Consider the following 11380-nt stretch of genomic DNA (forward strand, 5'->3'; position numbering starts at 1 on the left):
CAGGCCGGCTAATCAGCCGGCTGCGGCCCTACGGGCGGCAGCCATGCCGCCGGGGAAGCCGATCTCGGCGGGTGCGGTGACCTGGCTCTGCAGCACCCAGCCGAGCAGCCCGTGCTGGTCAAAGATCACGGAGTGCGTACCGGCCAGACCCTGTGACGTGCCGAGAGTCTCTGCGTCGAAGAAGATCCACTCCCCTGCTGGCGGCCGCAGCAGCTGCAGCGTCACGTCGGTGTTGATGTAGGCGCCGCCCGTCGGCGAATAGTCCCAGCCGACAGCTGCCCCGAGGTCGGCCAGCGTCGCAATCCGGGCCAGCGGCGATGTCTCCTCGCCGGCCACGAGCGGATGATCCAGCCGTGCCCACGTGCGGCCAGGGCCCGGCTCCTCGGTTGATCCGCCGACGAATCGGAGGTCGACAGCGTCGGCATTGAAGCCGGGCCGTGGGTAGTCGATGTCGGGATTGGCGCCTGGGTCGGCACGCTCCGCCGGGATCGGCGGCAGCGCCTGCCCGTCGCTCACAAGCTCACCGCTCGGAAATGCGGGCGTCAGCCACTGCGAGGTGGCGCGCGCCACAAGGCGACCGTCTCCGGGCGCACTGGCCTCAGGCGGCACGGCCCGCACTTCGGCATCGATCAGCGCGGTCCGTTGACCGGCTTTGACGGTGGTTGCCGTGACCTCGTAGGAAGTCATCGGCATGCCCGAGAGGATCTCGACGGTCAACCGGCTGCACACCTGAGCAATGCCCAGGTTCCGTTGCTCGCGCTCGACTGCCCAGCCCAGCAGCCCGCAGATGGCACCGCCGTGCATCACCTGAAGTGCCCAAGGACCGCGCGTCAACTCCGTGGCGCGCACCCCGCCCGGCTCCTGCACGTACAGCCCAGGCGGCATGACCCCCTGCGGTGCTGCGGCCCGGGAATCCGCGGTCGCCCCAGGGCGTTCTGAGGGCATGCTCGCCACGGCGACAAGCTAGGTGGCAGGATGACAAATCGCTGGTCTGCGATGCTGGCTCGCCTGGTTGGGGAGGGGGCACCGTGACAGACACCGCTACGGCGACGATGTCCATGCGTGCCGCTGTGTGGGCGCGTTTGCACCCCATTGGCCGGCTTGCGGCGGCCATGATCGAGCACCGCTCGGCGGCGCGTAGGGTGCCGCTGTGCATCCGTTCAGATTCGCAGTCCAGTACGGCAAACCGGAGAGTCCGGCGGCGTTTCGGGAGATGGCGCGCAAGGTCGAGGACTTGGGTTATTCGACCCTGTTCTGCCACGACCACTTCTGGGACAGCTGGTCGCCGATCGTGCATCCTGCGATCGCGGCGGAGATCACTACGACGCTGCGGGTCGGGACCCTGGTGTTCGCTGCGGACTACCGCCACCCCGCAGTACTGGCGAAGGACTTCGCCACGCTTGACCTGCTTGCCGAGGGCCGAACTGAGTTCGGGATCGGTGCCGGCTGGCTGAGCGAGGACTACGAGCAGTCGGGCATCCGGCTGGACCGGCCCGGCGTGCGTATCGACCGGATGGTTGAGGCCCTCGAGGTCATCAAGGGACTGTGGCTCGGTGAGCCGTTCGAGTACGACGGCGAGCACTACCAGATCTCGGGAATGGTCGGTCGGCCGCTGCCGCACACGCCGGGCGGGCCGCCGATCATCATCGGCGGCGGTGGCAAGCGAGTGCTGACAGAGGCAGCCCGGCTGGCCGACATCATCAGCTTGAACCCGAACCTGCGGGAAGGCACCGTGGGAGCCGATGCAGCACGCAGTTCGGTGGCCAACAAGTTCGCTGAGCGGCGTCAATGGATTGCCGACGCCGCGGGCGAGCGATTCGCCGATATCGAGATCCAGCTCAACACGTTCATGGCGCTCGTGACCGAAGACGCCGACAGCATTCTCGAGCAGTTCGCGCCCGGCTTTGGTCTGACGCTGGCCGAGGCGCGTGAAGTACCCCTGGTGCTGGCGGGCACGGTGGATGACATCTGCGAGCAGCTGCACCATCACCGTGAGGCCTACGGCGCCAGCTACATCGTCATCCACGATCCGGAGGTCGATGCCATGGCACCCGTGGTAGCTCGGCTGGCGGGCACCTGAGCGGTAGGCGATATTCGGCTGGCGCAGGGACCCGCCGGGACTTGGGTTCAGCTCGACGATGCCGCTGCCGGCGGGCCGGACGCAACGCCGGCTGAGGCAGCAGCCAATCCGGCACCCGGTGCGTTCGCTGCGGCCTCCGGCGGCATGCCGATGCCCAAGAAGCCCTCGATGCGCGATAGCCGCTGGCTGTTGTCGGCCACAACGGCGCGCAAGGCAGCAATCTCAGCTCGCAGCTCCGCGAATTCCTGCTTCAGCTCAGCCCGCAGCGATTGAATGTCATTCTCCTGCTTGGCTCGCAGCGATTGAGTGTCATTCTCCTGCTTGGTTCGCAGCTCCGCGAATTCCTGCTTCAGCTCAGCCCGCAGCGATGCGATGGAACGCTGCTGGTACCAAACCAATCCCAGGATGCCCACAGCCAATGTGACGAGTTGCACGATGTCCATGCCGCTGAAGCTCCCCACGTCTCCGAATTTAGCACGGCACCCTAACGTGTCCGTTGTCATGAGCATTGAAAATTATTGAGACTTATTGAAATATATTGCCCTTGAGAGTTACAAAAGAGCAGACCGTTTTGCTGTGACACCCCTGACCTAGCTTGCATCTCGTGGTCACCTCCGAGACGGCGAACGCGCAGCCCTCCGGTGACAGCGTGCGGCAGGGCCATGGCTTCCGACTGGCGACAGTCGGATTTGGGGCGGAAGCTCGCGAGGCGCTTGCCGATTTCGTGGCCCGGGCCAAGGCCGACGATCCGCTTGCGGCGGTCACGGTGGTGGTGCCGTCCAACTACACGGGACTGTCGCTGCGGCGCGAACTCGGCGGCCGCGGCGGCGGTGTCGCCGTGCTCGAGACGCTCACGATGGCCGCGCTGGCCGACCGCCTCGGCGGCTCGTCGCTGCAACATTCGGGGCGACGTCCCTTGAGTGACATGGCAATCGCAGCGGCCGTGCGCATAGCGCTCGGTGAAGATCCCGGTCCGTTCGGTTCTGTCGCCGGCCATCACCAGACCGCCCGCGCGCTGGGCCGTACCTACTTGGAGCTGCGCGATCTGTCGGCGTCCCAGCTCGCGGACGTTGCCAGCAAGTCGCCGAGAGCCGCCGGCGTGGTGAACATCTGCCGGCGAGTTCGGGCGTCACTGCGGCCCGACTGGTACGACGAATTCGACCTCATGTCCGCTGCTGCGGACCAACTCGGCTTGCTCGATGCGCTCCCGCCCGAGCTGGGCAGCATCTGCGTGTACCTGCCTCGCAGACTCAGTCAGCACGAGACTCGCCTGCTGCATGCGCTCGGCAGTGCCCCGGCTACCGCGCCTGTCGAGGTGCTCGTCGGTCTGACGGGCAGCGACAGCGCAAATGCGGTGGCGAAGGGCGTCTCCAAGCGTCTCGGCGTCGAATCACCGGCTCTCGACGATCGGCGCACCGACGAGCTGCGCGTCGTGTCCTGCGCCGACCGGATCGTGAGCGTCACCGATGCCGACACCGAAGCCCGCACCGTGGTGCGCGACGTGCTCGCTGACCTCGACGAAGGCGTTTCGCCGGGCAGGATCGCTGTGTACTTCGGTGCGGCCGAGCCGTACGGCCGAACACTCGAGGATCAATTCGCTGCCGCCGGCGTTGCCACGTACGGCAACACCGCCCGAACGCTCGCCGAGTCGATCTACGGGCGATTCGCGCTGGGCCTCGCCGCACTGGCCGACGCCCATCTCGAAGAGCCTCGCCTTGAGCGCCGGGACGTGTTCGATTTGCTCGCCGGTGCGCAGGTGCCCCGCCACCGTCACGGCGAACCCAACACCGATCGGATGGGCGACGAGCATTTCTTTGTGCCTGACTCAGCATGGGAGCGCCTCGCTCGGGCTGCGCACGTGGTCGGCGGCGGCGACTGGTCGTCACGGCTGGGGCGCTATGCCGCGGAGAAGCGCGAGCACGCCGCTCACGAACGGTCCGACGACGATCCCAGCCTCGCCCGGTGCCGATGGCTCGAACACGAGGCGGACGAGTGCGATGCAGCGTCGGCGTTCATGACAAAGATGCGCGAGCGTCTCATCGACGGACGCAGGCGGCACACCTGGCGGGGTCTCTGCGACTGGATGCAGTCCTCGGTGCATCGATACCTAGGTGCGGTGGGCCGGGCGCGCTGGATTCAGGACTGGCCCGAGTGGGAGATCACCGCCGCAGAACGCGTCGAGGGCGTGCTCGAGCGGCTTTCCGACCTCGGCGCGATAGAGCCGCGCGTCAGTTTCGACACCGTGTACCAAGCGCTGGAAGCCGAACTCGCACAGCCGCACGGCCGCAGCGGTACCGAGGGCATGGGCGTCTATGTCGGCCCGCTCGCCGGCGCGCTCGATGTCACGCCCGATCGGAGCTACATCGTCGGGCTGGCCGAAGGCATCGTTCCCGCACGACCCCAGCCCGACAGCCTCGTCAACGACGACGAGCGGCGGTCATTGGGCGGCGCTCTGAGGCTGCATGCCGACGTCGCAGCCGAGAGCCACCTGACCCTGCTCGCCGCGATCGCCGGTACTCAGGAGCGCTGCACGCTGCTGGTGCCGCGCGGCAACCTGCGTCAGAACGCGGACTACGTGCCCTCCCGCTGGTTGCTCGACACAGCGCGCCGGCTCGACACCACCGGTCGCTACTTCGCCGACGGCTACCTCGACGCGGAGAACCTGAGAGACGCCGCGCTCGACGACGGGGTGTCCGGCATTGTCGAACAGCCATCGTTCCTGAGTGCAATTCGCTCACGCAGCTTCCCCGCCGCGCCGTGGGAGTACGACGCGGCGAGCCTGCTCGCATCGAGCCCCGCAGCGTTGGGTCGGCGACAGCATCCGATGTTCGCCGATCCTGCATTCCGCGACGGCGTCGAACTCTCAGCGGCCCGGCGCAGCGCGGCGTTCACGCGCTTCGACGGGAATCTCTCAGAGGTCATCGACAGCGACAGCGCCGTGGCCGACATCGTGTCGGCAACGCGCCTCGAAACGTGGGCGACGTGTCCACGCAAGTACCTGTTCGAGCAACTCCTCGAGGTGAGCGTCGTCGCCGAGCCCGAACAGATCCTCCGGCTGAGCGCTCGCGACCGGGGCCACCTGGTGCACAAGGCGATCGATCGTTTCTACCGACCGCTCATTGCCAACCGCGAAGCGTGGGCGCCGGGCGAGCCGATGCCAGGCCGCGGACCGGGGCGGGCACCGCCGGGCCCGAGCCGCTCCCCGACCGACGAGGATCGCAGCGAGCTCATCCGACTGGGCCGCGAGCTTGCCGACGATGCCGAACAGCGCGGGCTGACGGGCCTGCCGCTGCTGTGGCAGCGAGATCGCGAGACCCTGCTAGCCGATCTCGGAGAACTGCTCGACCGCGACGACCAGCGCGAGGCGCACTCGCGCGGCGACATTGAGAGTTCCGAGTTCCGCTTCGGCTTCGACGACTCCGCGCCGGCTGTCGCATATCGCCTCGACGACGGCAGCGTGATCCGATTCCGGGGCATCATCGATCGGGTCGAGCGCACCGGCGACGACGGCCTTGTCGTCATCGACTACAAGACCGGCGCGACCGACAGCTACAAGGGCATCGTCAAGGGTGAGGGGGCCGATCCGACCGTCGGGGGCACCAAGTTGCAATTGCCGGTGTACGCACTGGCCTCTGCAACACACTTCGGACGAGACGCAACGAGTGCCGAAGCGGTGCTGAGCGCGTACTGGTTCATCTCGTCGGAACGGGGGGGCTGGAAATGGCTGACGCTGTCCGTCGACGACGCAGTCATGGCTCGCTTCGCCGATGTGGTCGGCACCATCGTGGCCGGGATCCGTAGCGGCGTGTTCGTTGGCTTCGCCAGACCACCCGACGACCGGCGCCATTACCTCGTGTGCCCCTATTGCGATCCTGACGGGCTCGGCACCTCGGACGTCCAGCACTCGTGGGGTCTCAAGCGAGACGATCCAGCGCTGGCGGCGTTCGCGGAACTCGTCGAGCCTGCCGAGGTGCGGCCGTGAGCGCGCCGCAGGCAGTCGCGGCGTCGCTGCGGGGCGACCAGGCGGATCGGGACCGGGACCGGGACCGGGTCTATCAGCAGACCGGCACCACCATGTTTGTCGAAGCCGGCGCCGGCACCGGCAAGACCACTGCGCTCGTCAACCGGGTGCTCGAACTCGTGGCCGGGCTGAGTGCCGCGCCAATCGGCTCCATTGCCGCCATCACGTTCACCGACAAGGCAGCCGCCGAACTGCGCAACCGCATCCGAGCCAAGTTCAACGAACTGCTCGCGTCACCGTCGGGCAAGCAGGCCGAAGCGACACTCAAAGGCGCGCTCGACGGACTCGACAGCGCCGCCATCTCCACCCTGCACGGATTCGCTCGACGGATTCTCTCCGAGCACCCCATCGAAGCCGGGCTGCCGCCGCGGTTCGAAGCACTCGACCAGATCGCGAGCGATGTCGAATTCGACGAACGATGGCATCTATTCATCGACGAACTGCTGTCAGACCCCGACATGCTCTGGGCGGTCGAGCTCGTCGATGCCGCAGGAGTCGAACCCAGCACGCTTCGTGACGTCGGTACGGCATTCAATGCGAACTGGGACCGAGTGCTCGTGGCCGACGCAGCGGCGCGAGCGACACCCGTTGATGCGAACCGCATCATCCGACAGGGAATGTCGCTGCTGGAGTGGCGTCATCCGTCCAGGAGCTTCACTGCTGCGGCCACGGATCTGCTGGTCCGCCTCGACGACTACCTGGCACGGCTTCGTGCAGCGACGACCGACGTCGAGCGATTCGCTGTGCTCAACGAGTGCAATCTCGACGGCAGCGGCGTGCCCAAAGGCGGCGGGGTCTTCCGCGGCGACGACTGGGCGCCGATGCGCGAGGGGCTCGCCGAGCTGCGAGAGCAGTGCGCTGCCGCAGCGACCGAGGCCATCGACAACGCGATCGCGGCGTTGTGCGACCGGATCGCGCGCTTCACCCTCGACGCAGCCGAGCAGCGACGGGCTGCGGGCCGCCTCGAGTTCCACGACCTGCTCGTCCGGGCGCGTGACCTGCTGCGCGCCTCACCTGAGGCCCGTTCATCGCTTCACCGCAGGTATCGCCACTTGCTGCTCGACGAATTCCAGGACACCGACCCGATCCAGATCGAGATCGCCGTGCTCATTGCCGCCGGCGGGCAGGACCTTGCAGCAGGCGCGGTGGGCGGCGATGCGAGCGTCGACGGCTCTGGCACCCCCGCGGAACGGGTGCCCGTGCCGGACTGGGACCAGCTCGACACCGCGCCCGGTCAATTGTTCTTCGTCGGCGATCCGAAGCAGTCCATTTATCGCTTTCGGCGAGCCGACATCGAGCTGTACGGCGACGCGCAACAGCGATTCGGACACGAGATGGGCGAACTGGCCAGTCTGCGAGTCAACTTCCGGTCGACGGCGTCGATCATGGCGTGGGTCAACGCGGTGTTCGGTTCCCTCATGACCGACGAATCCGACAGCGACGACGACGCTACGGGCCGCTTGCAGGCCCCCTACTCGGCCTTGACGGCAGATCGAGCCGACATCGGCAAGGGGTCGGCGGTCACCGCGCTCGGGCTTGACGCGCACGACAAGAAGCAATCTGGCCTCAATGCCGAGGGAATCCGAGCCGTCGAGGCCGCAGATGTCGCCCATGTCATCACCGAGGTCATTCACGACGGCTGGGAGGTGCATGACCGCCATCTCGACGACACCAGGCCGGCTCGCCTCAGTGACATCGCAATCTTGGTGCCGACCCGCACGTGCCTCCCACAACTCGAAGCGGGCCTGTCGGCAGCATCGGTGCCCTACCGGCTCGAAGCATCCGAGTTCGTGTGGCGCAGCCGCACTGTGCGGGACCTGATGATGTGCCTTCGGGCCGCTGCAGATCCCGACGACGCCCTGGCGGTGGTCAGCGCGCTGCGGACTCCGATGTACGGCTGCGGCGACGACGACCTGTACGCCTACTACCGAGCCGTCGGGTCGTGGAGCTACTTCGCCCCCGAAGTCGAGTCGTGCCAGCATGGCGAGCACCATCGGGTCGCGTCGGCTCTGGAGCACCTCCGAGCGCTGTATGACGATCACACCCTGGTCGCGCCCTCGGTGCTGCTCGAGCGCCTCGTGCGCGAGCGCCGCGTCTTCGAGCAGGCCGCTGCGGGGCCCCGGACGCGTGACGTCTGGCGCCATGTGCGCTATGTGATCGACCAGGCGCGCGCTTGGTCGGAGAGCCAGCACGGCGGTCTCCGCAAGTTTCTGCGCTGGGTCGAGATGCAGGGCGCCGAGCGCGCCAAGGTCACCGAGGCGATCCTGCCCGAGTCCGACGACGACTCGGTGCGGGTGATGACGGTGCACGCGTCGAAGGGCTTGCAGTTCCCCATCGTGATCGTCGCTGGCCTGCAAGGCAATGGTGCAAGCCCCGCCACCACGCGGGCGATGTTCGTCGATGATCGCTCAGGCGACGCCTCCACAAACCGGTACGGCGGAGCAGCAGCAGTGCGCCTGCGCAAGGGCGCAGAGACGTCGACGTATGCGGCCCGGTCCGATGCCGAGCGGCTCGCGGAGCACCACGAGCGAATCCGGCTGCTGTATGTGGCCTGCACACGGGCCCGTGACCACCTGGTGGTCTCGTTGCACCGCGAGACGCCGTCGAAGACGGGAAAGCCGTCCAATCGAAGTCACGCACAAGTCATCGCCGACGCCATGGCAGGACGTGACGGCACCGGCGACGACGCGGCTGTGGTGGACCAATGGGACTTTCGGCACAGCCGCGACCCCGATGCCGAGACCGTCAAGCTGCGAACGGCGAGCGCCCCGCTCCGCAACATCGAACGTCCCGATCGAACCGAATGGCTGCATCGACGCGACAGGGCCGCGGAGTCGTCGAAACAGCGGTCCGCCCTGAGCGCAACCGGCATGGCGCACGCAGCGGCCGGGGGTGCCGCAGACGGATCGTTCGCCTCAGAGCCTGAAGTGCCCGGCAAGGACGCACCCGACGACCACCTCGGCGGTGGCCGCGCCCCGGTCCGGCGCGGTCGCGGCGCAACCGCGACCGGTAAGGCCGTACACGGTGTGTTGCAGTCGATCGACCTTCTCAGCGGCACCGGACTTCAGTCGCTCGCAGCGGCGCAGGCAGTTGCCGAGGGCATCGCCGGTCGCCAAGACGTCATCGCGGCCTTTGTGCGGTCGGCACTCGCGAGCGACGAGGTGCGAGACGCCGCGCGCGTCCGCCACTGGAAAGAGGTGTACGTCGCCGCGCCGATCAAAGAAACCGACGCGCCGGGATCGTCCCCGACCGTCGTCGAGGGCTTCGTCGACCTGATGTACAAGGACCCGACAACAGGCGGGCTCGTCGTCGTCGACTACAAGACAGATGCGCTCGGAGCGATGCCCGACGCAGACAGCGAACGTGCCCAGCAGTACCGCCAGCAGTGCGCCGCCTATGCCTGGTGCCTCGCCCAGGCCACAGGCAAACCGGTCAGCCGGGTGGTGCTCCTGTACCTGCGGAGAGACGGTTCGCCTGCCACCGCTGACTCGCTCGTCGGCGATGCCCTTCGTGCCGCTGTCGATGCCGTGGCCGGCGTCGCAGCCGAACTGTCGGCATCAACAGCCTGAAGGTCCCGACAGTGCTTGGGGAGGGCGTCGGCAGCCGCCAGCGGTGGGCTCTGTACAGCACGGTTCTGGGAGCGGAGCCAGGCGATACCGATTGCTCAGAGCGCTCGGGGAGGGGGCTGGTAGCCGCCAGTCAGCTCGCCGATGCGGCGAGCCAGCGCCATCGTGATGCGATCGCCGCCGTATGGGCCAACGACCTGGAAGCCGATGGGCAGGCCGTGGGCCGTGAGGCCCAGCGGCGGCACGGTGCCGGGCAGGTAGGACATTCCGGTCAGGATGGTCCAGCGGGTCATCTCGATGTACGGCCGCTCGACGCCGTTGGCTGGAATGCGGCGCTCGGCGAAGGTGCCGTCGGGCATGTGGTCGAAGGGCGGGTGGAAGCTCACCGGCATGAGGATCGCGTCGTAGCGGGTGAAGAACTCCGCCCACTTGCGGCGGCATTCCTCGCGGGTGATGTGGCGCTCCAGCCACTCACGATGCTTCGGCCCCTCGCCCCGGCCGGCCAACGTCATCGCCGCTCGCACCAGCCACAGGCCGTTCTCCCACGCCGGCAGCGGATCGATGTCGGGCCGCGCTTCGTGGTCGACGCTCACGCCACTGCTCTCGAGCGCCTCGACTGCCGCATGCATCACGCCCAGGACATCGCCGTCGACCGGGCAGTACTCGTCGTCGAGCCACGCAGCCACCCGGAGCGACCCCGCGTCGTCGGGTGCGGGCGGCAGCTGCGGCACCCACGGCGTCTCGCGGCGCAACAGCACGTCGAACAGCAGTTCCAGGTCGTCGCAGCTGCGGGTCAGCGGGCCGAAGACGTTGATGTCCGGCTCGGTGGTTCCGCCGCGGATGTGATCCAAGTAGCCGGTGGTCGGGATCAGCCCGAAGCTCGGCTTGTGTCCCCAGATGCCGTTGTACGAGGCCGGGAAGCGGATCGAGCCGCCGATGTCGGTGCCGATCTCGAATCCGGTGAAACCCATTGCGGTCGCAGCAGCGGCTCCGCCCGAGGAGCCGCCGGGGACCTTCGACAGATCCCACGGATTGCTGGTGGTGCCGAACAGGTCGTTGTAGGACTGGTTGTCGGCCGACCAGCGCGGCAGGTTGGTCTTGCCGATCACGATCGCACCAGCGGCACGGGCGGCGGCGACGACGGCGGCGTCCATCTGGGGAACGTTGTCGGTCAGCTCCCGCGCCCCGCCAGTGGAGCGGATTCCCGCAGTCATCAGAGCGTCTTTGGCGGTGAACGGGACACCGTGCAACGGCCCGAGCGTGTCGCCGCGGGCCTGTGCGGCATCCGCAGTCTCGGCACGCCCCAGCGCAGCCTCGAAGTCGCGGGTCACCACAGCGTTGATGTCGCCGTCGAGCCGCTCGATGCGATCAACGACATGAGTCGTCAGCTCACGGCTCGACAGCTGCCCCGATGCAATCGCCGCTGCCTGATCGGTCGCGCTCCACAGTGCCAGATCATCTGCCATGAGCTCATTCCAGCAGTTCGGCTGCATCCATGTCGTGGACGTAGGTCGCGTGGTGGCCGGCCATCGTCGCGAACAGCCTCCCGCAAGCGGCGGTCAACGCCTCAGCACCGATCTCAGCGAGAACCGGCACCCATCTCGGCTGTGGTGACGGGCTTGAGGCCCATCATGTCCTGCGCCGCAGCGACACCACGGATGTCGTCGCCTGAGACTCCTGCTTGACGCTCTGAAGTGGCGCCGTGGACTGGCG

The 11380-nt window shown here is 67.6% G+C and carries 7 protein-coding genes; 3 read left to right on the forward strand and 4 right to left on the reverse strand.

Annotation, left to right across the window (positions count from 1 at the left end; translation table 11 throughout):
• Positions 1-12 precede the first annotated feature (12 nt).
• Entirely contained in the window at positions 13-945 is a 933-nt protein-coding gene (locus tag ACOCMM_RS16655; protein ID WP_419554905.1) for a thioesterase family protein, read from the reverse strand.
• Positions 946-1150: 205 nt separating this feature from the next.
• Between ACOCMM_RS16655 and ACOCMM_RS16660 the strand changes: the two genes are divergently transcribed.
• The gene (locus ACOCMM_RS16660) at positions 1151-2080 is read left to right on the forward strand and encodes a TIGR03621 family F420-dependent LLM class oxidoreductase (RefSeq protein ID WP_419554247.1); all 930 of its coding nucleotides are present in this window, start codon (positions 1151-1153) and stop codon (positions 2078-2080) included.
• A 47-nt stretch (positions 2081-2127) separates the two neighbouring features.
• Here the strand turns inward: ACOCMM_RS16660 and ACOCMM_RS16665 are convergent, their stop codons facing one another.
• Entirely contained in the window at positions 2128-2541 is a 414-nt protein-coding gene (locus tag ACOCMM_RS16665; RefSeq protein WP_419554248.1) for a hypothetical protein, read from the reverse strand.
• 143 nt (positions 2542-2684) lie between these two features.
• On the opposite strand from ACOCMM_RS16665, the gene ACOCMM_RS16670 reads away from it, so the two are divergent.
• Positions 2685-6062 (forward strand): PD-(D/E)XK nuclease family protein, encoded by a 3378-nt coding sequence (locus tag ACOCMM_RS16670; protein ID WP_419554249.1) that lies wholly within the window; start codon positions 2685-2687, stop codon positions 6060-6062.
• Positions 6059-9670, forward strand: coding sequence for a UvrD-helicase domain-containing protein (locus ACOCMM_RS16675; RefSeq protein ID WP_419554250.1), 3612 nt, complete (start codon positions 6059-6061; stop codon positions 9668-9670). Before ACOCMM_RS16670 ends, ACOCMM_RS16675 begins: the two co-directional genes overlap by 4 nt.
• 95 nt (positions 9671-9765) lie before the next feature.
• Here the strand turns inward: ACOCMM_RS16675 and ACOCMM_RS16680 are convergent, their stop codons facing one another.
• A complete protein-coding gene (locus ACOCMM_RS16680) occupies positions 9766-11133 on the reverse strand; it encodes an amidase family protein (protein ID WP_419554251.1) in 1368 nt (455 codons plus the stop codon).
• A gap of 4 nt (positions 11134-11137) precedes the next feature.
• The gene (locus ACOCMM_RS16685) at positions 11138-11263 is read right to left on the reverse strand and encodes a hypothetical protein (protein ID WP_419554252.1); all 126 of its coding nucleotides are present in this window, start codon (positions 11261-11263) and stop codon (positions 11138-11140) included.
• Positions 11264-11380: the final 117 nt, after the last annotated feature.

The sequence above is a fragment of the Candidatus Poriferisodalis sp. genome (genome assembly GCF_965198245.1).
Classification (GTDB): domain Bacteria; phylum Actinomycetota; class Acidimicrobiia; order Acidimicrobiales; family Poriferisodalaceae; genus Poriferisodalis.